The 22,947-nt window shown below is 64.7% G+C and carries 20 protein-coding genes; 8 read left to right on the top strand and 12 right to left on the bottom strand.

What is annotated here, in order from left to right; genetic code table 11:
* Positions 1-321: 321 nt before the first annotated feature.
* The 5 genes from ribD to XcyCFBP4188_RS21100 all read right to left on the bottom strand — a co-directional run bounded on the left by ribD (position 322) and on the right by XcyCFBP4188_RS21100 (position 4,508).
* The gene (gene ribD / locus XcyCFBP4188_RS21120; RefSeq protein WP_104592807.1) at positions 322-1,416 is read right to left on the bottom strand and encodes a bifunctional diaminohydroxyphosphoribosylaminopyrimidine deaminase/5-amino-6-(5-phosphoribosylamino)uracil reductase RibD; all 1,095 of its coding nucleotides are present in this window, start codon (positions 1,414-1,416) and stop codon (positions 322-324) included.
* A complete protein-coding gene (locus XcyCFBP4188_RS21115; protein ID WP_006453215.1) occupies positions 1,413-1,898 on the bottom strand; it encodes a GNAT family N-acetyltransferase in 486 nt (161 codons plus the stop codon). The genes ribD and XcyCFBP4188_RS21115 overlap by 4 nt, the downstream gene beginning before the upstream one ends.
* Complete coding sequence (gene nrdR, locus XcyCFBP4188_RS21110) at positions 1,895-2,419, bottom strand: transcriptional regulator NrdR (RefSeq protein WP_006453216.1); 525 nt, start codon at positions 2,417-2,419, stop codon at positions 1,895-1,897. The genes XcyCFBP4188_RS21115 and nrdR overlap by 4 nt, the downstream gene beginning before the upstream one ends.
* Positions 2,420-2,521: 102 nt before the next feature.
* Entirely contained in the window at positions 2,522-3,790 is a 1,269-nt protein-coding gene (glyA, locus tag XcyCFBP4188_RS21105; RefSeq protein WP_006452562.1) for a serine hydroxymethyltransferase, read from the bottom strand.
* A gap of 196 nt (positions 3,791-3,986) precedes the next feature.
* Positions 3,987-4,508: an RcnB family protein gene (locus XcyCFBP4188_RS21100; protein ID WP_043910670.1), complete on the bottom strand. Its 522-nt coding sequence runs from the start codon at positions 4,506-4,508 to the stop codon at positions 3,987-3,989.
* 224 nt (positions 4,509-4,732) lie between these two features.
* Here XcyCFBP4188_RS21100 and ettA point away from each other — a divergent pair, with 224 nt between their 5' ends.
* Positions 4,733-6,394 (top strand): energy-dependent translational throttle protein EttA, encoded by a 1,662-nt coding sequence (ettA, locus tag XcyCFBP4188_RS21095; protein ID WP_006452559.1) that lies wholly within the window; start codon positions 4,733-4,735, stop codon positions 6,392-6,394.
* Between the two features lie 173 nt (positions 6,395-6,567).
* Here the strand turns inward: ettA and def are convergent, their stop codons facing one another.
* Entirely contained in the window at positions 6,568-7,083 is a 516-nt protein-coding gene (gene def, locus XcyCFBP4188_RS21090; protein ID WP_006452558.1) for a peptide deformylase, read from the bottom strand.
* 329 nt (positions 7,084-7,412) lie between these two features.
* Between def and XcyCFBP4188_RS22960 the strand changes: the two genes are divergently transcribed.
* From XcyCFBP4188_RS22960 to XcyCFBP4188_RS21075, 3 genes are all read left to right on the top strand, one after another.
* Positions 7,413-7,565, top strand: a complete 153-nt coding sequence (locus XcyCFBP4188_RS22960; RefSeq protein ID WP_160113187.1) for a hypothetical protein — start codon at positions 7,413-7,415, stop codon at positions 7,563-7,565.
* A gap of 170 nt (positions 7,566-7,735) precedes the next feature.
* Positions 7,736-8,149 (top strand): post-PEP-CTERM-1 domain-containing protein, encoded by a 414-nt coding sequence (locus XcyCFBP4188_RS21080; RefSeq protein WP_006452557.1) that lies wholly within the window; start codon positions 7,736-7,738, stop codon positions 8,147-8,149.
* Complete coding sequence (locus XcyCFBP4188_RS21075; protein WP_104592805.1) at positions 8,142-9,800, top strand: PA domain-containing protein; 1,659 nt, start codon at positions 8,142-8,144, stop codon at positions 9,798-9,800. The genes XcyCFBP4188_RS21080 and XcyCFBP4188_RS21075 overlap by 8 nt, the downstream gene beginning before the upstream one ends.
* Before the next feature lie 61 nt (positions 9,801-9,861).
* Here XcyCFBP4188_RS21075 and pncB read toward each other — a convergent pair whose 3' ends face one another.
* From pncB to XcyCFBP4188_RS21045, 6 genes are all read right to left on the bottom strand, one after another.
* Positions 9,862-11,043 carry a nicotinate phosphoribosyltransferase gene (pncB, locus tag XcyCFBP4188_RS21070; protein WP_074056665.1) on the bottom strand — a complete coding sequence of 394 codons (1,182 nt, stop codon included), beginning with the start codon at positions 11,041-11,043 and terminating at the stop codon, positions 9,862-9,864.
* 172 nt (positions 11,044-11,215) lie between these two features.
* A complete protein-coding gene (locus XcyCFBP4188_RS21065; RefSeq protein ID WP_006452554.1) occupies positions 11,216-12,184 on the bottom strand; it encodes a glycoside hydrolase family 113 in 969 nt (322 codons plus the stop codon).
* Positions 12,166-13,470: a hypothetical protein gene (locus XcyCFBP4188_RS21060; protein ID WP_167393583.1), complete on the bottom strand. Its 1,305-nt coding sequence runs from the start codon at positions 13,468-13,470 to the stop codon at positions 12,166-12,168. Before XcyCFBP4188_RS21060 ends, XcyCFBP4188_RS21065 begins: the two co-directional genes overlap by 19 nt.
* Positions 13,471-13,519: 49 nt before the next feature.
* Positions 13,520-15,427, bottom strand: coding sequence for a glycosyltransferase family 2 protein (locus XcyCFBP4188_RS21055; protein ID WP_046932939.1), 1,908 nt, complete (start codon positions 15,425-15,427; stop codon positions 13,520-13,522).
* A gap of 12 nt (positions 15,428-15,439) precedes the next feature.
* On the bottom strand, positions 15,440-16,486 hold the full coding sequence (locus XcyCFBP4188_RS21050) for a hypothetical protein (protein ID WP_006450720.1): 1,047 nt from the start codon (positions 16,484-16,486) through the stop codon (positions 15,440-15,442).
* A 129-nt stretch (positions 16,487-16,615) separates the two neighbouring features.
* Complete coding sequence (locus tag XcyCFBP4188_RS21045; protein ID WP_006450721.1) at positions 16,616-17,455, bottom strand: glycosyltransferase family 2 protein; 840 nt, start codon at positions 17,453-17,455, stop codon at positions 16,616-16,618.
* Between the two features lie 398 nt (positions 17,456-17,853).
* On the opposite strand from XcyCFBP4188_RS21045, the gene XcyCFBP4188_RS21040 reads away from it, so the two are divergent.
* From XcyCFBP4188_RS21040 to XcyCFBP4188_RS21025, 4 genes are all read left to right on the top strand, one after another.
* Positions 17,854-19,011, top strand: a complete 1,158-nt coding sequence (locus XcyCFBP4188_RS21040) for a phosphotransferase enzyme family protein (RefSeq protein WP_104592803.1) — start codon at positions 17,854-17,856, stop codon at positions 19,009-19,011.
* A gap of 32 nt (positions 19,012-19,043) precedes the next feature.
* Positions 19,044-21,212 (top strand): TonB-dependent receptor, encoded by a 2,169-nt coding sequence (locus XcyCFBP4188_RS21035; RefSeq protein WP_006450723.1) that lies wholly within the window; start codon positions 19,044-19,046, stop codon positions 21,210-21,212.
* Positions 21,213-21,447: 235 nt separating this feature from the next.
* On the top strand, positions 21,448-22,023 hold the full coding sequence (pnuC, locus tag XcyCFBP4188_RS21030) for a nicotinamide riboside transporter PnuC (protein WP_006450724.1): 576 nt from the start codon (positions 21,448-21,450) through the stop codon (positions 22,021-22,023).
* A gap of 105 nt (positions 22,024-22,128) precedes the next feature.
* Positions 22,129-22,857 (top strand): UTRA domain-containing protein, encoded by a 729-nt coding sequence (locus XcyCFBP4188_RS21025; protein WP_006450725.1) that lies wholly within the window; start codon positions 22,129-22,131, stop codon positions 22,855-22,857.
* Positions 22,858-22,947: the final 90 nt, after the last annotated feature.

Here is a 22,947-nt window from a genome sequence, read left to right as displayed (position 1 = left end):
CGACTGGCCCTTGCCCGCCCACCATCGCGGGACACGCCGCAAGTACGTCCATGTAGGCTCTTACGCGGCATCCATGCCGCGTAAGGTCCCGCGACGGTGGGCGGGCAAGGGCCCTGCAGCGAGGTAGCAGATCAACGCTCCACAACTGATCCGCGCAACGTTCTTACGAAACGAGAAACTTCGCGCTGGCAAACCGAAGTCATTGCGGCAACCCGGAGCTTCTACCTCCTGCACGACGCCTTGCACCCGCAAGCCAAAAACCATATCAAGCGACACGTGCAAGGCGATCCACCCCGAAACATCGAGCGCGCTATGCAGCACTCACTCGGCGGTGAGCGGCACGTAACGCAATCGTAGATCCTGACCGAGCTGGCGCACGTCGAGCAGTTGCAAGGGATGACGCTGCGCCATCGTTTCGATGCCGAGTCCGGCGAGCAGCGGTCTGGCGGTATCGCCTAGTAAAACCGGCGCCATGTAGACCAGCAGTTCGTCGACCAGGCCGGCGTGCAGCAATGCGCCGCTCAGCGTCGCGCCGGCTTCCACATGCACCTCGTTGATCCCACGTTCGGCGAGCGACGCCAACACGGCAGACAGATCGAAGCGGCCCGCGTGCAGCGGCATCGCAACGAACTGTGCAACATCGAGCGACGGCGGCAGCACATCATCGCCATGCACATAGAGCGTCGGCGCATTGCCCTGACGAATGTTCTCGCACGCCAACGTGCGCAAACCGGCATCGAGCACTACGCGTAGCGGCGGCACGAAAGGCGTGTCGTCGCCCAGCCGCACGGTCATGGATGGATCGTCCGCCAGCACCGTGCCGGCACCGGTAAGAATTGCACCAGCACGCGCGCGCCAGCGCTGCACATCCGCACGCGCGTCCGCGCCGGTGATCCATTTGGACTCGCCACTGGCCAGCGCGGTTCGCCCATCCAGGCTGGCGCCGAGCTTGACCCGCAGCCACGGCCGGCCACGTTCCACCCGCGACAGAAACCCCTGATTGAGCACGCGTGCCTGTGCTTGCATGACACCGCTAAGCACCTCGATCCCGGCCTCGCGCAGCAACGCAAAACCGCCGCCATTGACCTGCGGAAACGGGTCGGCCATCGCCGCGACCACACGCGTCACCCCGGCCTCTATCAGGGCCAATGCGCACGGCGGCGTGCGCCCGTAATGCGCGCACGGCTCCAAGGTCACATAGGCGGTGGCACCGCGCGCCAGCGCGCCGGCTGCGCGCAGCGCGAACACTTCCGCGTGCGCGCCACCGGCACGTTGATGAAACCCTTCGCCCACGCACACGCCATCGCGCACGATTACGCAGCCGACCATCGGGTTGGGCCGCGTGGTGTACGCACCACGCTCGGCCAAACGCAGTGCCTGCGCCATCCAGCGATGGTCGTCGGCCGTTGCGCTCATTGCAGTGCCGTGTGCGGTTCGATGCACATCACCACGATCTGCATCGGCCCCAGCAGTAATTCCGCATGCGTCTGCCAGCCCAACCGCTGATAAAACGGCACCAGCACCGGTTGGCAATACAGGTACAACGCACTCACGCCCAATTGCGCGGCGGCTTGCACGCAATGCGCAACCAGCGCTTCGCCGATGCCCTGCCCGCGCGCCTGCGGCTGCACGTACAGCGACGCCAGCCACGGCGACCATTGCCGGATACGCGCGTCGTCGTTCTCCAGCAGGCTCACCGAGCCAAGCCACTGCGCCTGCTCGAGTGCCACCCACGTCGTCGGGATCACGCCATCGCGGGTGTGGCTGCGCAACTCGCGCAATGCTTCATCGAACTCCCAATCCGGCAACAGACTGCCGAAGGCCTGCAGATGCGCCTGCGCGATGGCGGAAAGATGCTCCGGCGTGTCGGCCACACAGGCGATGCGTAACGCGTTCACCGCTTGCCGGGCTTGCCGGCGCGCTCCAACGCCGCTTCCAGCAGCGGCAACTGCTCGATGCCGACCGGAAGTTCGCGTTCGAGTTTTTCGATTTCCTCGCGGAAATCGGCCACGTCCTGGAAGCTGCGATACACCGAGGCAAAGCGCACATAGCCCACGTGATCGAGCTTGCGTAGCTCGACCATCACGTATTCGCCCACCCGCAGCGAGCCCACTTCACGCTCGCCGGACATGCGCAGCTGATGCACCACCGCACGCACGGCCGCCTCGATCTGTTCTTCGGACACAGGACGCTTTTGCAGCGCGCGGTCGAAACTGGTGCGCAACTTGCGCGCATCGAACGCCTCGCGCCCACCGTCGCTCTTGACAACGGTGGGCAGTTTGAGTTCGATCGTCTCCAACGTGCTGAAACGCTCACCACACGCCTCGCACTCGCGGCGGCGACGAATCGTCGTGCCGTCTTCGGACACGCGCGAATCAATCACGCGGGTGTCGTTGTGCTGGCAAAAGGGGCAGTGCATCAGGGCGCCGGGAGTGGGAAGTGGGGATCAGGGATTGGCAACAGCAGGAGCAAGGACGCGCTTGCCGCGCATCCCCAATCTCCAATCACCAATCCCGGCACCTCAGCCATACACCGGATACTTCTTGCACTGCGCGGTCACCGCGTCGCGCACCTTCGACAGCACCGCTTCGTCGGTGGGAGCGTCGAGCACGTCGGCAATCCAGTTGGCCAGATCGATACTGTCCTGCTCCAGATAGCCGCGGGTGGTGATGGCCGGGGTGCCCAGGCGCAGGCCGGAGGTGACGAACGGCGAACGCGGGTCGTTGGGCACGGCGTTCTTGTTGACGGTGATGTGGGCCTTGCCGAGCGCGGCTTCTGCGTCCTTGCCGGACACGTCGCGGCCGATCATGTCGACCAGCATCAGATGATTTTCGGTGCCGCCGGAGACGATCTTGTAGCCGCGCGCAATCAGCGTGTTGGCCATGGCCTGGGCGTTCTTCACCACCTGCTGCTGGTAGGCCTTGAACGCAGGTTCCAGCGCTTCCTTGAACGCCACCGCCTTGGCCGCGATGACATGCATCAGCGGGCCGCCCTGAATGCCCGGGAACACGATCGACTGCAGCTTCTTCTGCAGCTCTTCGCTGGCGCCCTTGGCCACGATGATGCCGCCGCGCGGGCCGCGCAGCGTCTTGTGGGTGGTCGAGGTGACCACGTGCGCATGCTCCATCGGGCTCGGATACACGCCGGCAGCGACCAGGCCGGCCACGTGCGCCATGTCCACGAACAGGTACGCACCGACACTGTCGGCGATGGCGCGGAAGCGCGCCCAATCGATCTTCTGCGAATACGCCGAGAAACCCGCCACGACCATCTTCGGCTTGTGTTCGGTGGCCAGGCGCTGGACTTCGTCATAGTCGATCAGGCCCTGCTCGTTGACGCCGTACTGCACGGCGTTGAACAGCTTGCCGGAGACATTGACCTTTGCCCCGTGGGTCAGGTGGCCGCCATGCGCCAGGCTCATGCCCAGAATGGTGTCGCCGGGCTGCAGCAGCGCCAGATACACCGCCTGGTTGGCCTGCGAGCCGCTATGCGGCTGCACGTTCGCATACATATCTTCCGTGGAGCCCGCTCCGAACACCTGCTTGATGCGCTCGATCGCCAACTGCTCGGCGATGTCGACGAACTCGCAGCCACCGTAGTAGCGCTTGCCCGGATAGCCTTCGGCGTATTTGTTGGTCAGCTGGCTGCCCTGGGCTTCCATCACCAGCGGGCTGCAATAGTTTTCGCTGGCGATCAGCTCGACGTGATCCTCCTGGCGGCCGGCTTCGTCGGCGATGGCCTTGGCCAGTTCGGGGTCGTAGGTTTCCAGTCGGACGTCGCGCGAGAACATGCAGAGCTCCGGGGCAGCTGTTGCCAGTAGGGGCGCAGATTGTAAGCCCCCGCATGGACAGGTGACCAATTGCGATGCTGGCACGCCCCACGCGCACCATGGCGCCCGCGCCTTCAAAAGACAAAGGCGCACCGGAGTGCGCCTTTGTGTGATGGTCTGCCCGCTTGCCGGGCCGGACCAAGTCGATCGCCAACGCTTAGTTGTTGAGCACCAGATCGGCGATCACGCCGGTTGCGATGGCCACCATCAGGAAGTTGCCGGTGTTGTCGCGCTGCCAGCGATAGCCGCGCGGCGGGTAGCGCAGGTTGTAGCGGTCGTAATCGTTCACCACGTAAATCGGGCCCTGATAGCGGTGACCACGCACATAGGCTGGACGGCCGTAGTAGACCGGCGCCGGTACATAGGCGTAGCCGCCACGGTCGTAGTGGCGATCACGGTAGCGCGCGTCGCGATAGCCCTCGCGATAGCCATTGCCGTAGTAGCGGCGGTCCTGGCGCCAGTCGCGGCGGTCGGCCTGGCGATCGTCCCGCCACTCACGGCGGTCGTTGCGATGATCGTCGCGACGATCATTACGCCAGTCGTGGCCATGATCACGGCCGCGGTCATGGCCGCGGCGATCGTGGTCGCGGTCCCAGTCTCCGGCGAATGCGGCCGGTACCACGGAGCCAAGCGCCAGGATGGAGGAAAGCACAACGGTAACGATGCGTTTGCGGTTCATGACAGCTCCTGTTTGCGATGTCGCAGTTGCATTAGTGCGCTCGGCGCCTTAACGCTTTCTTGCTGGAATCGGTTACGAAAACGCCCATTCAGGTGATAAGTAAGCTGCCGTTTAGCCGCAACCCTGCTCCCGCGTGCCAAGGCAGTTGCCCGTATAATCGGCGCAATCCCTTTTCCGCTGCCTCCGGCCTCGGCCGGCGGGCTGCCTGCGTCCACGGAGTCCCCATGTCGCAATACATTTACACCATGAACGGCGTCAGCAAGACGGTGCCGCCGAAGCGCCAGATCATCAAGGACATCTCGCTGTCGTTCTTCCCGGGCGCCAAGATCGGCCTGCTCGGCCTGAACGGCTCGGGTAAATCGACCGTGCTGAAGATCATGGCCGGCGTGGACACCGATTTCAGCGGCGAAGCGCGCCCGCAGGCCGGCATCAAGGTCGGCTATCTGGCCCAGGAACCCGAACTCAACCCCGAGCACACCGTGCGTCAGGCGGTGGAAGAAGGCGTCGGCGAAGTGCTGCAGGCCCAGGCCGCGCTGGACAAGATCTATGAAGCCTACGCCGAGGAAGGCGCCGACTTCGACAAGCTGGCCGCCGAGCAGCAGCGCCTGGAAGCCATCCTGGCTGCCGGCGATGCGCACATGGTCGAACAGCAGCTGGAAGTGGCCGCCGACGCGCTGCGTTTGCCGCCGTGGGAAGCGCTGATCGGCCCACTGTCCGGTGGCGAAAAGCGCCGCGTGGCGCTGTGCCGCCTGCTGCTGCAGAAGCCGGACATGCTGCTGCTCGACGAACCGACCAACCATCTGGACGCCGAATCGGTGGAATGGCTGGAACAGTTCCTGGCGCGCTACACCGGCACCGTGGTGGCGGTGACGCATGATCGCTACTTCCTGGACAACGCCGCCGAGTGGATCCTGGAACTGGACCGCGGCCGCGGCATCCCGTGGAAGGGCAACTACACCGACTGGCTGACCCAGAAGGACGAGCGCCTCAAGCAGGAAGACAACCAGGAAAAGTCACGTCAGAAGGCGATCCAGAAGGAACTGGAATGGTCGCGGCAGAACGCCAAGGGCGGCCGCACCAAGGGCAAGGCCCGTCTGGCCCGGCTGGAAGAACTGCAGTCGGTGGATTACCAGCGCCGCAACGAGACCAACGAGATCTTCATTCCGCCGGGCGAGCGCCTGGGCAATGCCGTGCTCGAGTTCAAGAACGTCACCAAGAAGTTCGGCGACCGCCTGCTGATCGACAATCTGAGCTTCCTGGTGCCCGGTGGCGCGATCGTCGGCATCATCGGCCCCAACGGTGCCGGTAAGTCAACCCTGTTCAAGATGATCACCGGCATGGAGACTCCGGATTCGGGCGAGATCGTGCTCGGGCCGACCGTGAAGCTGGCCTACGTGGACCAGAGCCGCGACAAGCTGGAAGGCAACCACAACGTGTTCCAGGAGATCGCGGGCGGCCTGGACATCCTCAACATCAATGGCGTGGAGATCCAGTCGCGCGCCTACATCGGCCGCTTCAACTTCAAGGGGCAAGACCAGCAGAAGATGGTCGGCTCGCTGTCCGGCGGTGAGCGCGGTCGTCTGCACATGGCCAAGACGCTGTTGCAGGGCGGCAACGTATTGCTGCTCGACGAACCGTCCAACGACCTGGACATCGAAACCCTGCGTGCGCTGGAAGATGCGCTACTGGAATTCCCCGGCAACACCTTCGTGATTTCGCATGATCGCTGGTTCCTGGATCGCATCGCCACGCACATCATCGCCTTCGAAGGCGACTCGCACGTGGAGTTCTTCCAGGGCAACTACCGCGAGTACGAAGAAGACAAGAAGCGCCGCATGGGCGACGACGCAGGTCCCAAGCGCCTGCGCTTCAAGGCGCTGAAGTAAGCAAGAGCGGCCAACAAAACGGCTGCGCTTGCCGCCAGGCGACTGCGCGCTACGGTTTGTCAGCCACTCGTAAGACAAGGGCGCCGAAAGGCGCCCTTTTTACGTGCGGAGTGCAGTGGCGTCGCGTCGACAAACCGCGTCGTCGAGGATGGAGCACACCGTTGGTCGCTGCGTCACAGCTCGTAAGACAGCACGTCTTCGAAGCCGAAGGTGTCGAAGTTTTCGATGCGCGAGGGATATAGCCGGCCGACAAGGTGGTCATATTCGTGCTGCACCACACGCGCGTGGAAACCTTCGGCCTCGCGTTCGATCGGGCTGCCATCCGGCGCAAAGCCGCGATAGCGAATGAAGCGATAGCGTGGAATCACCGCGCGCAATCCGGGAATGGACAGGCAGCCTTCCCAGCCGTTTTCCATCTCCTCCGACAGCGGTTCGATCTGCGCATTCGCCAATGCGGTGCGCGGCACCGCCGGCGCTTCGGGGTAACGCTCGCTGGCCTCGAAACCGAACACCATCAATTGCAGATCCACCGCGATCTGCGGTGCGGCCAGACCCACACCGCGCGCATCGTCCATGGTCTCGAACATGTCGGCCACCAAGGTGCGCAGCTCGGCGCTGCCCAGGTTGGTGACCGGTGGCGCCACGCGCAGCAGGCGTTTGTCGCCCATGCGGATAATCTCGCGAATCATCTAGCTGCTCCCGGAAAACGTGACGGGATTTTAGAACCTGTTCGGTAGGCGTAGGTGAGGTTCGGGATTGGGGATTGGCGGATTCGCAATTGGGGATTCGCAATTGGGGATTCGGGATTCGGGATTCGGGATTGGCAGCTGGGACGTGGATACCGCTGCGTTAGCACTTTGGCCTTGATCTGCGTTGGCTGCCTGGCTCGGTTTCCTTCTTCCGGCGGAGACGGGCTTCGCTCGTACCCTCATCCGCCCCTGCGGGGCACCTTCTCCCGATGGGAGAAGGAATTAGCTGTCGGAGCCTTGGCCTGCTGGCTGGAGTGAAGGAGACAGCGTTGTCGATGCAAGGCGTTGCACGGACCAAAGCCAGCTTGCTGTTCATCAGCCGCACACCAGCCACCCAGCACTCGATTCGCGTCAAAAATCCGACCAATCCGGACCCGGCCGCTGCTGCTACTTCCGGAAAATATCCCATGGCAAGCGGCTGACTGACTGCTTCAGGTCACCGCTTCGCATTCAGGGGCTTGCATGTCAAAAGATTGACACAAGTCACGGATTCATGATTCAGTCATGAACAGACTGAAACGGAAGGATCCCCCGAATGCCGGTGTCTGCACGGCATCCCTTTTCCCCTGTTGGACTCAAGGAAACCCCAACGATGATGAGCTTTCGCAAGCCCGGATGGATGCTGTCAGGCGTGTTGTGTGTTGTCTGCCTGCCGGCCCTGGCCGTCGCGCAGGAGGCCGCAACCAGCAGTTCCAAGGTCGGCATCGACCCCGCCACCGGCAAGCTGCGCCCGCTGACCGACGCCGAGAGCGCGGCGCTGGATCAGCAGGCTGCGTCGTCGGCCCGCAGCAGTGCTGCCCGCACCACGGTTCCGCAGACCGAAGCCGCCGCGCGCGCAACCGAGCGACGCCTGCCCAACGGCACCGTGGCGCGCAAGCTGCCGGCCACGCAGATGAGTTCGCTGGCCGCGACCCGTCAGGCCGATGGCCGCATCGTCATCGAACACAGCGACGACGCCGACACCCAACCCGCCCACTCCGAGCACGGAGCGCTGCCGCATGAATAAGCCCTTGTTGCTGTTGTCTCTGGCCGTGGCCGCCGCCATCGCGCCGCTGCACGCAAGCGCCGCCAACGTCACGCTGATCAATGGCGATGCCGGCACCAGCGTCGGCTTGAACGATCCCACCACCGCAGCGCCACTGGGTGGCAATCCCGGGCGCTCGGTGGGCGAACAGCGCCGCATCGCCTACCAGTACGCGATGGACCTGTGGGGTGCGGTGCTGCAGAGCAACGTCGAGATCAAGGTGTATGCCTCGTTCGCGCGGCTGACCTGTACCGCCACCGGCGGCACGCTGGGTCAGGCCGGCCCGAACTGGATCGTCAACGATTTCCCCGGTTCCAAGCCCAATACGCTGTATCCGTCGGCGTTGGGCGATGCGATCGCCGGGCAGGATCTGGTGCCCGATCCGAACGATCCGGCCGACGTGTTTTCGCAATTCAACGGCGACCTGGGCAAGGAAGATTGCCTGGCCGGCTCGGGCTGGTACCTGGGTCTGGACGGCAAGACGCCCGAGGGCCAGATCAACTTCCTCAACGTGGTGATGCATGAGATCGGCCACGGGCTGGGCGCGGCGGGCTTCCTCAACAAGACCACCGGTGTGCTCGGCTCGGGCACCGGCCTGACCGACGTCTACACCGCGCAAGCCTACGACAACGTGCAGAACAAGCGGTTCGACGACCCGACCATGACCAACGCGCTGCGTGCAGAAGCGATGCGCACACCGGGTCGTACGGTGTGGGCGGGCACGCGCGTCAACCGCGAGGCGGCGTTGATCCTGGATCCGCGCACCTTGCTGCGGGTGACCGCACCGGCCAGCGGAGCCGGCAAGTACGAGGTGGGCTTTGCCAGCTTCGGGCCGCTGGCCAGCGCGGCCAATTTCCCGGCCAAGTCGGTGGTGACGGTCAACGATGGCGTGGCGGCACCGTCGGCCGGCGATGGCTGCGAGACGCCGTTCGTCAATGCGGCCGCTGTGGCCGGCAAGGTGGCGCTGATCGACCGTGGCACCTGCGCGTTCGCGATCAAGGTCAAGAATGCCCAGCTCAACGGCGCGGTGGGCGTGATCGTCGCCAACAACGCGGCGGGCGTGCAGACCATGGGCAATGCCGCGCCGCCGATCACCGACATCACCATCCCGGCGATCATGGTGTCGCAGGCCGATGGTGCGCGTCTGAAGAGCAGCACCGCAGTGGTCGCGGCGTTGTACGAGGATCCCGAGCTGTTGCAGGGCACCGACAGCGAAGGCCGTACACGCTTGTACGCGCCCAGCGTGGTGGCCGGCGGTTCGACGTTCTCGCACTTCGATACCGATCTGCAGCCGAACGCGTTGATGGAACCGTTCGACACACCGGAAGTGCAGGCGCAGCTCAACATCGACCTGACCCCGGCGATGTTTGCCGACATCGGGTGGACCTTGAACCGCGGGCTGGCCAAGCTCGGCAGCTGCAACACGCTGGTGCCGACGCTGGAGACCGGCGGGTTGATTCCCGGCGCGAACATCTCGGCCGAAAGCAGCCTGTGCAAGACCCAGAACGCGGGCAACCGTCTCGGTTACCTGACCTGCATGGACGAGCACGCGCGCGAATTGCAGAACCAGGGCGCCATCAGCCGCGTGCAACAGGCGTCGGTGTTCGTCTGCGCCACCAAGGTGCGCCCGTAATCAGCAAGATTCACTGCATGTGATGCGAGCGGCGCCGAAAGGTGCCGTTCGTTTATCTGCATCACGCTGATTCCGGTACCGGCGGCAGCCCGAACACATCGCGCAGATAGCGCAGGTAGCCGGGGTCGTCGCACATGCTCTTGCCGGGCGAATCGCTGAGCTTTGCCACCGGCTGGCCATTGCAGCGGACCATCTTGATCACGATCTGCAGCGGCGTCGGCCCCAGGTCGTTGGTGAGGCTGGTGCCCACGCCGAACGCCAGCCGGCAGCGGGTATGGAAATGCGCGTACAGCCGCATCACCTTGTCGATATTGAGGCCATCGCTGAACACCAGCACTTTGGTCGCGGGGTCGATGCGGTGCGCCTGGAAGTGCGCGATGACCCGCTCGCCCCAGTCGAACGGGTCACCCGAATCATGGCGCATGCCGTCGAACAACTTGCAGAAATACAGGTCGAAATCGCGCAGAAACGCATCCAGCCCGACCACATCGGACAACGCGATACCCAGATCGCCGCGGTACTCGCGCGCCCACGATTCCAGCGCCGCCACCTGCGAATCGCGCAGCCGCGGCCCCAGCGCCTGGAAGGCCTGCAGATACTCGTGCGCCATCGTGCCCAGCGGGGTCAGGCCGTAATGCTTGGCGAAATAGACGTTGCTGGTGCCGACGAACTGTTCGCCCAGGCCGTCGCGCAGCAACGGCAGCAACTCGCCATGCCACTGCTGCGAATAGCGGCGACGGGTACCGTAGTCGGCGATCTTGCAGCCGGCGGGCATGCTGCGCAGGTTGCTCACCTTCTCGCGCAGGCGGCTGCGGCCTTGCTCGAAATCCGGCTCGGAGGTGTTGCGGAACCACACCTCGTTGATGATCGCCAGCAACGGCACTTCGAACAGGATGGTGTGCAACCACGGGCCACGGATGGTCAGCTCGATCTCGCCCGGATGGGTGGTCGAGGCCGATAGCTGCAGATACTTGCGATCCAGATGAAACAGCGCCAGGAAGTCGGCAAAATCCGGCTTGATGAAGCGCAGGCTGCGCAGGTACGCCACTTCGTCCTCGCGTAGCCGCAACCGGCACAACGCATCGATCTCGCGCGAGATCTCCTCGATGAATTGCGCCAGGTCCACACCGGGCGTGCGGCACTTGAAGCGGTAGTCGACCTGCGCGGCCGGGTGTTGATGCAGCACCGCCTGCATCATGGTGAATTTATACAGGTCGGTGTCGAGCAGCGAGTGGATGATCATGCCGCCGGATTATGCCCGCAGCGGCGATCGCGCTGCGTGCAAGCCAATCCGATGCCCTGGGCACCGCCGCGCTGCAAGGGCAGCGCAGCGGCAGTGCGCTGGGCGATCTACTGCGGCGATACCTAGGCAATGGCGCTCGGCACTGTCCCTGGACGATGCCAAGCGCAATCGCTCAGCGCGCCAGCACCTGCTGCGCCGGCTTGCCCTGCACGGTGAAGTCGCTATCGCCCGGCCCGCCGGCCTTGGGATCGGTGTACCAGCACCACAGCGCGATGCCTTCCACGCCATGCGCCTGCAGCACCTTGCGCCACTGCTGCAGCACCTGCAGTTGCAGGCGCGTATCGACCGCGGCGGCGCGTTGTTCGGGGCTTTCCCAGGGCGCGGCCAGGCTGCCGCGTGCAGAGCGCAGGCCCAACTCGGCCACCCACACCGGTTTGCCCACGCGTTGACCCAGCTGCTGCAGGCGCTGCGCAGCGGCGTTCATCTCTGCCGTGCGCGTGGCGGCCGCTTCGGACAGCCGTGGATACAGGCTGGTGCCCACCGCATCGAACAACGCCCAGTAGCGGAAGCTCTCGGCATGCTCCATGCCGTCGGCCACGTACAACACTTTGCCGCGATAGACCTTGCGCACTTCCGCCACCAGGCCGGGCCACTGCGGCGCGTCCTGCAGCTTGCGCAGTTCGGTGCCGATCACCAGCGCTTCGGCGTGTTCGTCTTCGGCCAGTCTGGCCAGCGGCAACAGCGCGTTCTGATACGCGGCAAACCAGGCCGCCTGATCGGTGGGCGCGGTATCGCCCGCCCAATGGCCGGGAATCCACACGTGCACCTTGAGCGTGGTTTGCAACCCGGCGCGGTGACCTTGGCGCAATGCGGCGCGCATGGCTTCCACACTGCTGTCGCTGCCGAGTACCGGGTCGTTGGACTGCGGGTTGGCCTGCCACACAAACGCCACCAGCAGCGCCTTGCTGGCACCGGTCTTGGCCAGTGCATCCAGCGACTGCGCCGCAGACGCGCTCTCCCACGGCGCATTGGCCGACACCTTGACGTTGGCGCCCATCCACGTCGATGCGTCCGCGTTGCATCCGGTTGCCAGCATGCACACGCCGGCCAACAACACGCTGCTTAGAACGCGTTTGAACATGCGGCAGAGGCCTCGCTGGTCAACGGTGTCGTAGGATGCGCGCACTCCGTTGCACCCAGAGTTGCCGTGCGTTTGCCCGGCTGCACGACCGTGTCCTTCGTCGCAGCGCCGGACGACGCGCCATCGGCAGCAACACGCGTTGCCGCAGTGGCATCGACCCTCGCCATGGCAGCATCTGCCCGCTGCACCACAGCGACATTCGCTGCTGCAGGCGCCACTGTGCGACTCGCCGGTAGCGACACCGGCGCGGCCATCACCAGCGCCTCGCCCTGAAACAGCGACTGCGCATCGGCAGGCGCTGCACGCAGCCAGCTACCCCAGCCCTGCGGCTGCACCCACGCCGCACCGACCAGGCCAAGCAACAACAAGCCGGCCGCCTGGCTGCGCTGATCGGCACGCAGCGCGCGCAACAACAACGCCGCCGGCACCCACAGCAGCAACAAGGCATCGAAGCCTGCCCAGCCGAAGGCGAACGACAACGCCGCCGCACAGACCACCGTGCCGGCACTGGCCATCACGCCGCGCGTGAGCGCGCCACTACGGCTGCGTGCCAGCAACGCCAGGATCGGGAAGCAGACCACCGCCGCCACGCCCCAGCGCACCGCCGGGAACCAGCCTTCGGCATGGTCGGCTAGCGGCAACGGCAGCGGATGCGCACCCTGCGCGATGCTGGACAGCGTCGGCCACGGCGCGTTGAACACGGTCAGATTGACGTAGGCCCACATGCCCACCAGAAACGCGAACGGCAGATAGCACACCAGATAGAACGAGCCCGGCGCCTTGCGCAGCATCTGCGGCGGCATCACCAGCAGCAGCCACGGCGCCACCATCGTCGACAGCGCCAGGGTCTGCAGATCCAGGCACAGCAGGATGCACAACCAACCGGCGATACGCAGGTAAGTGAAGGCCTCTACTGGCGTCTGCAAGCGCCGCAGGGTGCGGCACAAGCCATAAAACGCGAGCAGGCCCACCGCCTGGCTACCGCCTGCGGCGATCGGCAGCAGGAACAGCGGATTACAGCCCACCAGCAGCGTCAGCCCGCTGGCCCAGCCGCGTCCGAACACGCCGGCCAGATCGCGCCACAGCAGCGACAGGAACAGCGCATTGGCAGCCACCGCCACGAACGGCCACACCTGGAACGGCAGGTTCCAGCTGTGCAGCCCAAGATCGATCGCCCACGACAACAGCCCGGTCGCCGGCAAGCCTGCACCCGGCGCCATCGCCGGTGCGGCCGTGCCCACCGACTGCACCAACAACGGCTGGCTCAGCAGCGACAACGCCACCACGGCGACCAGAAACGCTGGTAGCCCGCTGTCGCGACGCGGTGTGACCGATTCACTCGTCGAGTGCGGCGCGACGCTCGTTTTCCGAATGCTTGCTGAGGCCATGAGTGGTCTTCTCCCAATAGAACGGATTGTGGATCAGCTGCCAGAGACCCTTGTAAGCGGCGATCGACTGCAACGCCCAATAGAACGGCACCGTCAGCGCGTAAGGCGCCAGCTTGAAGTAGTCGCGCTTGAACGCAGCTACCAGCGTGATGTAGATGAAAAACGCGTTGGCCAACAACAGATTGACCAGCGAGATGGTGGCCAGCCACGGCGGGAAGAAGCGCTCGAACGCGTTTGTTCCGGTGACCGCCCAGACCAGATACAAGGCCCACAACACCGGCACGCCCAGCGCGGTAAAGAAGCCGCCGCCGATGAAGAACTGAAAACCCCAGAAGCCCTTGAACCCGGTGCTGCGATACAGATGCACCGGGTCGCGCATGTGCACCAGCCAGGTCTGCATATAGCCCTTGAGCCAGCGCGAACGCTGCCGGATCCAGTTGGGAATGCTGACGTTGGCTTCTTCGAACGTGGTGGAGTTGACCACGTTGACGCGGTAGCCGTTCTGGATCAGCCGCACGCCCAGATCTGCGTCTTCGGTGACGTTGTACGGGTCCCACGCACGCACCTGGCGCAACACATCCAGACGGAAGTGATTGGAGGTGCCGCCCAGCGGAATCGGGATGCGCAGGTATTCCAGCGCCGGCAGGTAGAAGTCGAACCAGAGCGTGTACTCCAGCGTGAACATCCGCGTCAGCCAGTTCTCGTCGGCGTTGTAGTAGTTCAGCCGCGCCTGGATGCACACCACATCCTTTTCGGCCTTGCGGAATGCCGCCACCACACGCTTGAGCTGATCCGGCTCGGGCTTGTCTTCGGCGTCGTAGATGGTGAGCAGCTCGCCACGCGCAAAATGCAGCGCGTAGTTGCAGGCCTTGGGTTTGGTCTTGGGCTGCGACGGCGGCACCCGGATGATTTCGAAGAACGCTTCCAGCCCGAGTTTCTTGGCCGCATCGATGGTGTCGAAGTCGTCCGCTTCCAGCACCAGCTTCACGTCGAGCTTGCTGATCGGGTAATCCAGCTTGCGCAGCGCGTTGGCCAGAATCGGCAGGACTTCCGGCTCCTTGTACATCGGCACCAGCACGGTATAGACCGGCAGGTCGTCGTCGCGCAGCGCGGCCACTTCGTCCTCGGTGACCTTGATGTCGATGCGGTGGCGCGAGCCGAACCACACCAGCAGCAGCTTCAGTCCGAACGTCGCAAGGAACCCGAGCGCCACCAGCACGTTGACCGTGATCAACGCCGGCACCGGGAACAGCACCAGCGCTGTGACCAGCACCGCAGCGATCGCCCATAGCGTGAACTTCTGTCCGCGCGTCACCACCTGGCGTGCCGAATAGGTCGGCGCATGCGCGGCGAGCAGGTTCAGTGCGTTGTCGGTGAGCTGCTCGTCGGCGTAGCGCTGCAGGCTCCAGATGATGTCGAACTTGGCAGTCCCGACAAACCGCACCTCTTCGCCGTAGTGCGCGCGCGCCCAGGCAAACAACGCCGGGTCGGGATCGGCCACCGCCAGCACCAGCACGCCGTCTTCGCGCCGCCACGGCAACAGCAGACGCTGCGCGTAGCTTTCCAGATCGCCGGGGGTGAGCAGGTCCGGATCCGGCGGCTGCTGCACCAGGTCGATGAACGCAAGACCGAAGTGCGCGGCGACGATGGCGTAGAACCGCTGCGCCGGCACGCCGCGCTGGGCCAGGATCACATCGCCCAGACGCGAGTTCCAGCGTTGCTGCAAGGCCAGCGCCGAGCGCAGCTGTTCGTCGGTGATGACGCCTGCCGTGACCAGCGCGCGACCCAACAGACCGCGTTCGCGGCCGATGTCCGGTGCCCGTCCCAGCGCTTCCATTTCGCAGGTGACCGTCATTGTCATGTGTCCTTAGAACCGCCACCAGGCGGCCACGAATGGCCCGCCTGCAGCAGCGGTGTTGCGGCCCATCACCGGCTGCTGGTACCCCACCTGCCACTGGCTGCCGCCGGGCGCGGTGTACAGCGTGGACAGCTGCAGCTTGGTGAGGTCGTAGTTGGTGCCGGTAGCGACGTAGCCATTACCCGTGGCCAGATCGGTAACAACATTGGCGTTGTTACGCCCGTTGCCCAGGCCCTGGATCACATTGACTTCGCCGAGCAACAACCAGCTCGGGGTCAGGCTCAGACCGGTGGACGCATCCACCCGCACTTCGTCGGAGGCGGCACTGCCGCGCAGGCGCACTGCGCCGCCCAGATCGACGTAACCGTTACGCCCGCCCAGCGTGTAACCACGCCCACGGCTGTAACGCAGTTCCAGGCCATAGTCACCCAGGCCGAGCGCAGGATCGGAGTTTGCGCCGGGAACCGGAGTGGGATGGTAGGTCTTGCTGCGTCCATACGCCGGGATGCTGACCAACGCCTGCACCGAACTGCGCCAGACATCGTCCTGCGCGCTCGGCAGCGCGTAGCGCAGGCCGATTTCCTGATCGGCAAGACCGGTGGTGCTGGTTTGCTGCCGACCGTTGACAGTGTCGTAATTGCTGAAACCGACGTCGGTGAAATAGAAATTGCCGATAAAGCTGAGCTTGTCGGTCAGACCATGCTCGACGTAGACATTCAGCTGGTCCTGGCGGCTACGCCCGTTTCCATCGAATTGTTGGCCGTCACCGAATGTGGTGCGGTGATGGCTATCGTCGAACCAGCCACGGCCATCGCTATGCAGCGCCTTGACGATCACCAGCGTGTCGCCCTGCGGCTGGGTCCAGGCACCGGCCAACGCCGTGCCTGGCAACGCGGCCAGCGCACAGCCCAGCGCAAGCGCTAGCGCCGAGGCAGATGCCAGCGGCAAATGGCGGAGATTGCGGGTGAGGTGCGGCGGTAAAGCAGCCGAGCCGGAGTGCGGCAAGGCGAGGCACGACTGACGTACCCGCAAGCGCGGGTCGTTCTGTAAAGACATTTGTACGATTCCTGATGGGGGACCCGGAAGGGACAGGAAGCTAGGGGTTGATCACACTTCTAGGCGAAACGTATCACAGTTTCGGCCTGCCGCCATCACTGATTTATCACAAATTTAACACTAGCGAACTCATCTCTTTTGCAATAAACGCGGTACCTGCGCGGCGGCGTGGGTCCAGATGGCAAGCCAGACGCCCAGCCGGGTCGCAAGCCCGCGTTGACCGGCCTCGAACTTGCGGAAATAGCGCCACAACCCGCGGTGCTTATGCCATTCGACGAAGAACGGCCGCGCCCGGCTGGAGACGCCGCGCACGTGCACCACCTGCAGATCGTTGGCCACCGCGACCAGCGCACCGGCCTGGCGCGCGCGCCGGCACAGGTCCAGATCTTCGGCGTGCAGGCGGTAGTCGCCGTCCCAGCCGTCGAGTCGGTCGAACAGGCTGCGTTGCATCAGCATCAAGGCCCCGGAGATGGCGTCCACCGGCTGCAGCGCCACCGCCGGGTCGGCCAGCACCGCCAACTGGGCGGCGGCACGCGGTGCACGCAGCATCGCGGCAAAGTCCGGATCGCGGCGGCGCACTGCGGCATCCGGCCGCCCCTGTTCGTCCACCTGCTCCACGCCCAACAGCACCGCCGGGTGCCCGGCCGCGCGTGCGCGCAGCTGCACCAGGGTGTCGGGTTCGACCATCAGGTCCGGGTTGATGAAGACCAGCCAGGGCGCCTGCGAGTCGCGGGCGCCTTGATTGCAGGCGGTCGCAAAGCCGGGGTTGTCGGGATTGGCAATGAAATGCACCCGCGCATCGGCCAGCGCATGCCGCTGCACGACCTCCAGGGTGTCGTCGCTGGACGCGTTGTCGACCACCCGGATTTCGCTGATGCCCTCGGCCGCGCGCAACCGCGACAGGCAGGCATCGATGGTGCTGCTGCTCTGATAGGTAACGACAACGGCGACGATCTGGACAGGTGTCATCCGGCAATTATCCCGTGCCAAGGCCGCGCAGCGCCATTGCCATCTCCATCGCCATCGCCGTCGTCGCTGCCGCCGCTGCTGCAAAGCCGGCATGACGGCCGCCTGCTTGAGCAGGCATACTGCGCGCCCGAAAGCCGCCAGGCGGTTTTCGGTAGCGCCGCCTGCGGCGCACCCCCTACACCTGATCCATGAGATGACGGCCAGCGACCTTTCGGTGTTGCGCTGCCTTATCACTCCATGCGTCGCGACCGCCTGATGGCGTGCGCGATGCAACGACGGCCTGGCAGCGCCGTCCGTGTCGTTGCTGGCGTGCGCGCCGGGTCTGGTGCATCGGCCCCGCTCTTTTGGTCTATACCACTGACGCTTCCTGTCAGCGCTCTCTTGCCGAGCGTGTGCCCATGAGCACCGAGCATCAGGTGCATGGCATGAGCCTGGAATTGGCGCTGCCGGACTGGCCGATGCTGACCGCCGACGAGATCCATCGCATGTTGCAGCGCGTGTCCGGCCATGCCGGTGGCGAGGTGATCCGCTGGCACAGCGCGCGCCCCTTTTCCGCCGCTGCATGCGTGGACACCGCAACCGGTCCGCTGATCGTCAAGCGTCACCACGGCCGCGTGCGCACGGTCGCTGCGCTGCGCGAGGAACACGTCTTCATGGCGCATCTGCGCTGGGCCGGCGCGCCGGTGGTCGAGGTGCTGCACGATGCCCAGGGCCGCACCGCGTTGACGCAAGGCGATTGGGTCTACGAAGTGCAACGCGTCGGCACCGGGGACGATCTGTATCGCGATGCGTTGTCGTGGACCGCGTTTCACAGCGACCAGCATGCGTTCGCAGCCGGTGCTGCCTTGGCACGCCTGCATCTGGCAGCACAGGGATTCGACGCGCCGCCGCGCGACACCAGCGTACTGGTCGCCAACTTCAGCGTGTTTGCGCAGGCAGACCCGATCCAGGCGCTGGAACAAGCACTGTTGTCGCGCCCTGGCCTGGCCGCCGATTTTCAACAGCGGCCGTGGCGCAGCGATCTGGCCGCACATCTGCTGCCCTGGCACGCACAGGCATGGCCGTTGTTGTCGGCACCGGGGGCGATGCCGCCGCTGTGGACGCATGGCGACTGGCATGCCTCCAATCTGTTGTGGCGCACGCAGGACGGGAACACCGAGGTCAGCGCGGTATTCGACTTCGGCCTGTGCGATCGCAGTTTTGCGTTATTCGATCTGGCCACCACGATCGAACGCAATCTGATTCCGTGGCTGAATCTGGACAACGGGCAACGCGCGCAACCGCAGCTGGACCAACTCGACGCACTGCTGGACGGGTACGCACAGCACTGCCCGCTGGGGGCTGCGCAACTGCACCTGCTCGCCGCCTTGCTGCCGATCGTGCATGCCGATTTCGCCTTGAGCGAGATCGAGTACTTCGCCGGCATCACCCGCTCGGCCGGCAACGCCGACATCGCCTATCACCGTTATCTGCTTGGCCACGCGGACTGGTTTGCCAGTGCCGATGGCCAGCGTCTGATCGAACACCTGCACGCACGTGCGCGCCGTTTGCCATGAGCGTTTTTCTTTCTTCTTTTCGAGTCCTGCGCATGCCTGTGTCCCCCACCACCCTGCTCTCTCGCTGCCCGCTCGTGCTTGCACTGGCGCTGTGTATCGCAACACCGGCGTTGGCGCAGCAGCAACCCGACGACGCAGCGATCGAACTGGACGCAGTCAACGTGCGTGGCGAGCGTGACGATGCAAACACTGCATTGACCGGATTCGGTGCCACGCGCCTGCTGGATGCACCGGCCTCGATCGCGGTGTTCGATCGCCAGCAATTGCTCGATCGTCAGGCACGCGTGCTCAGCGAGGTGCTGCGCGCCGATGCTTCAGCAGGCGATGCGTATGCACCGATCGGCTACTACGAAAACTTCGTGGTGCGTGGCTATTCGCTCAACGCTGCCAATAGCTACCGCATCAACGGCATGAGCGCGGTGGGCGAGCAATCCATTGCGCTGGAAAACAAGCAGCAAGTGCAGTTGCTCAAAGGCCTGGCCGGGTTGCAATCCGGTGTCAACGAACCGGCCGGGCTGATCGACTACCGCACCAAGCGGCCCGAACACGTGCGCAGCGTGACCCTGGGCACCGACGAGCAGGGCTCGCGCTATGTCGCTGCCGATCTGGGCGACTGGTTCGGCGCCGAGCGCACGCTGGGTGTGCGCGTCAATGCCGCGCGCGAAGACATCAACAGCTATGTCGACCATGCCGATGGCTACCGCAATTTCCTCTCGCTGGCCGGCGACTGGAAGATCAGCCCGCAATCGCTACTGCAACTGGATGTGGAATACCAGCATCGGCAACAGCGCTCGGTGCCCGGCTATCAGCTGCTCGGTGGCACGCAGGTGCCGCGCGACATCGATGTGCATCGTCTGCTCGGCTACCAACCGTGGGCGCGGCCGGTGGAGATGGATTCGCTCAATGCGCAGCTGCGTTACGCGTATCAATTCAACGACAACTGGCGTGCCACCGCAGAAGCCTCACGCAGCCGTTCGGTGATCAACGATTTCTCCGCGTTTGCCTGGGGCTGTTATGGCGCGGCCAGCTGCGCCGATATCGTCACGCCCAACTTTTTCAGCGCGCAGGGCGAGTACGACGTTTACGACTACCGCAGCCCCGACGACACCCGCGTGCACGATCAGGTGCGCGCCACCGTGGAAGGCCATGTGGTCACCGGCATGCTGGATCACCGTCTGAGCATCGGCGGCGATTGGCTACGCCGCACCATCGAGCGTTTCGGCTCGGTCAACGAATTCGTCGGCAGCGGCAGCATCGACCGCGACCCGGAGGTGTTTGCACAAACCGACGTGGCACTGGACCCGAAGCAACGCCGTCTGGATAGCCGTCAACGTGCCCTGGTGTTGGCAGACCGGATTGGCTTCGGTTCGCAATGGGAGTTGTCACTGGGCGCGCGTTATGTGCGGCTGGACGAGCGCGCCTTCGATCGCGACGGGCTGCTGGAACGGCGCACGCGCAAGGACGCAGTGCTGCCGCAGGCGGCGCTGCTGTTCAAACCGCAGCAGCAGGTGGCGTTGTATGCCAGCTACGCCAAGAGCCTGGCAGCCGGCGGCACCGCACCATGGTTTGCCGACAACGCCGATGAAATCCTGCCGCCCACCAACGCGTATCAGCTGGAAACCGGCGCGAAGATCGAACTCGATGGCCTGCGTCTTGGCGCGGCACTGTTCGACATCCGCCAGGCCTACCAGTTCACCCAACCGCAGGCCGACGGTGGCCTGCTCTACGTGCAACAAGGCCGCCTGCACAATCGCGGCCTGGAGCTGTCGGCCGACGGCGCAGCCACCGAGCAACTCCGCATCTTCGCCAGCGTCGCGGCGATCCGTGCGCGTGCAGAAGACACCGACATTGCCGAGTACGAAGGCCATCAGGCGATCAACGTGCCCAAGCTGCGCGCCAGCGTGCAGGCCGACTACAGCGTGCCCGGTGTCGATGGTCTGGCGCTGCTGGCAGGCGTGCAATACAGCGGGCGCAAGTTCGCCGATCGCCTCGGCAATGCCAGCGTGCCGGCCTACACGGTGGCCAATCTGGGCGCACGCTACGCCACTGCACTGGGCGGCTTGGCAACGACCTGGCGCTTGAACGTGGACAACGTGTTCGACAAGCGCTACTGGCGCGATAGCGGTGAATACCAGGGCGATGCCTATCTATTCCCCGGCGCGCCGCGCACTGCGCGATTGACGGTGCAGGTGGATTTTTAAAAAAGTGCTCCCCCATCCGCCCTGCGGGCGGCTTGCTCCGCAGGCGCGGGAAGAGAACAGCATCGGCGTTGTTGGTTTGGGTCTTTCTCTGGCGACATGCGGGCAGCTGTGATCTGACCCTGGTGTGCACTGCAGCTGCGATTCGCGCAGTGAACGACCTCCACCGGCTGCACGCACTGTCGCATTCGCATTTTCCGCCCTTGCCGCCACTGATCCACTTTCCATCAGGCTTTGCATGTCGCTGCTCGAATCCATCGCCGTCGTCATCAACCTGCTCGGCGTCTGGCTGACCGCGCGGCGCATCCGCTGGTGCTGGCCGGTCGGCATCGTGGCGGTGGCGCTGTACGCCTGGCTGTTCTATCAGTGGAAGCTGTACTCGGACATGCTGCTGCAAGGCGTCTACGTGCTGACCCAGCTGTACGGTTGGTGGCACTGGCAGCGTGGAACCGCCGCAGACACACGCATCCGTCCGTTACCGATGCCGCACGCGGAGCTGTGGATGTCGCTAGGCATCGGCGCACTGTTTGCCGCCGCGCTCGGCGCCTACATGCATCACCGCACCGATGCTGTGCTGCCGTGGCTGGACGCGGCGCTGGCCAGCTTCAGCCTGGTCGCCAGCGTGTGGGCCGCGCGCAAACGCATCGCCAACTGGGTGCTGTGGATCGTGCTCGATTGCATTTACGTGGGCGTATTCCTCAGCAAAGCGCTATACCCAACTGCCCTGCTCTACGCCGGTTTCGTGGGGCTGGCGGTGTATGGATGGCGCAGCTGGAAAATACAACAGAACCGGAATCTGGCAGACATTGCCTGAGCGACGCACGGTTTGCGGGCGCGTTCTTCTTTACCATCGCAACATGCATCTCTTTCACCACACTGCACTACACATGTGCTGCGTCAGTCATCGGCGGATCGCCGCATGAGCGTGTCACGCCAATACGCCATCACCGAAATCATTTCCGCGCAGATCGCCGCCGGCGAATGGGGCCCGGACCAGCGCCTGCCGGTGGAGCGCGAGCTTGCAGAGCGCTTCGCCTGCACCCGCATTACCTTGCGCGAGGCCTTGCAGCAGCTGGAAGCCGAAGGCCGCATTTACCGCGAAAACCGCCGCGGCTGGTTCGTCAGTGCACCGCGCGTGCGCTACGACCCCACCAGCATCGCTGGCTTCATGCAGTACGTGGCCGCGCAAGGGCGCAAGCCACGCACCGAGCTGCTGAGTGCCACTCGGCAGGCAGCCGGTGCCGCGTTCGCTGCGGCATTGCGGTTGGAAACAGCGTACGAAGAGGTCTTCGTACTGCAACGCCGGCGCTGGATCGACCGCCGCGCGGTATTGCTGGAAACCAACGTGGTGCTGGCCGCGTGGGCGCCTGGTTTGCTGGAACATGATCTGGCCGGTTCGCTGTCCAGCGTGTTCAACCAGAAACTGGGGTTGTTTCTGAGCCGCGCGCATGTCTCGATGCATCCGGCCGGACTGGATGCCACGCAAGCCATGTTGTTGCAATCCACCACCGGCACGCCGTGCTTCCGGCTACAACGGGTCAGCTTTGCCGAAGACGGCCGCGCGGTGGAGCTGGATATCGAATCCTGGCGGCACGACGCACTGGACGTGGTGGTGCGCACCGAGGCGCCGACGCGCTCGGCTTCTTAAGGGGGGCGGATTCAACTCCGATTCGCAACGCTGTTGAGGACCTCCTCGGAGAAGACTTCGAGGGGCGTTTTGAATCCGAGTATCTTGCGC

It is taken from the genome of Xanthomonas hortorum pv. cynarae (assembly GCF_002939985.1).
GTDB lineage: Bacteria > Pseudomonadota > Gammaproteobacteria > Xanthomonadales > Xanthomonadaceae > Xanthomonas > Xanthomonas hortorum_D.
The sequence above is the reverse complement of the archived record's forward strand: the minus strand, read 5'-3'. Positions and strand labels throughout refer to the sequence as shown.

Excerpts from the sequence above, each read along its gene's own strand:
- ribD (WP_104592807.1), bottom strand. The coding sequence starts at position 1,416 with ATGAGCGCAACGGCCGACGACCATCGCTGGATGGCGCAGGCACTGCGT.
- def (WP_006452558.1), bottom strand. The coding sequence starts at position 7,083 with ATGATTCGCGAGATTATCCGCATGGGCGACAAACGCCTGCTGCGCGTG.
- XcyCFBP4188_RS21075 (WP_104592805.1), top strand. The coding sequence starts at position 8,142 with ATGAATAAGCCCTTGTTGCTGTTGTCTCTGGCCGTGGCCGCCGCCATC.
- XcyCFBP4188_RS21100 (WP_043910670.1), bottom strand. The coding sequence starts at position 4,508 with ATGAACCGCAAACGCATCGTTACCGTTGTGCTTTCCTCCATCCTGGCG.
- ettA (WP_006452559.1), top strand. The coding sequence starts at position 4,733 with ATGTCGCAATACATTTACACCATGAACGGCGTCAGCAAGACGGTGCCG.
- XcyCFBP4188_RS21055 (WP_046932939.1), bottom strand. The coding sequence starts at position 15,427 with ATGACGGTCACCTGCGAAATGGAAGCGCTGGGACGGGCACCGGACATC.
- XcyCFBP4188_RS21035 (WP_006450723.1), top strand. The coding sequence starts at position 19,044 with ATGCCTGTGTCCCCCACCACCCTGCTCTCTCGCTGCCCGCTCGTGCTT.
- pnuC (WP_006450724.1), top strand. The coding sequence starts at position 21,448 with ATGTCGCTGCTCGAATCCATCGCCGTCGTCATCAACCTGCTCGGCGTC.
- XcyCFBP4188_RS21065 (WP_006452554.1), bottom strand. The coding sequence starts at position 12,184 with ATGTTCAAACGCGTTCTAAGCAGCGTGTTGTTGGCCGGCGTGTGCATG.
- XcyCFBP4188_RS21040 (WP_104592803.1), top strand. The coding sequence starts at position 17,854 with ATGAGCACCGAGCATCAGGTGCATGGCATGAGCCTGGAATTGGCGCTG.
- pncB (WP_074056665.1), bottom strand. The coding sequence starts at position 11,043 with ATGATCATCCACTCGCTGCTCGACACCGACCTGTATAAATTCACCATG.
- nrdR (WP_006453216.1), bottom strand. The coding sequence starts at position 2,419 with ATGCACTGCCCCTTTTGCCAGCACAACGACACCCGCGTGATTGATTCG.
- XcyCFBP4188_RS21080 (WP_006452557.1), top strand. The coding sequence starts at position 7,736 with ATGATGAGCTTTCGCAAGCCCGGATGGATGCTGTCAGGCGTGTTGTGT.
- XcyCFBP4188_RS21025 (WP_006450725.1), top strand. The coding sequence starts at position 22,129 with ATGAGCGTGTCACGCCAATACGCCATCACCGAAATCATTTCCGCGCAG.
- glyA (WP_006452562.1), bottom strand. The coding sequence starts at position 3,790 with ATGTTCTCGCGCGACGTCCGACTGGAAACCTACGACCCCGAACTGGCC.
- XcyCFBP4188_RS21045 (WP_006450721.1), bottom strand. The coding sequence starts at position 17,455 with ATGACACCTGTCCAGATCGTCGCCGTTGTCGTTACCTATCAGAGCAGC.
- XcyCFBP4188_RS21050 (WP_006450720.1), bottom strand. The coding sequence starts at position 16,486 with ATGTCTTTACAGAACGACCCGCGCTTGCGGGTACGTCAGTCGTGCCTC.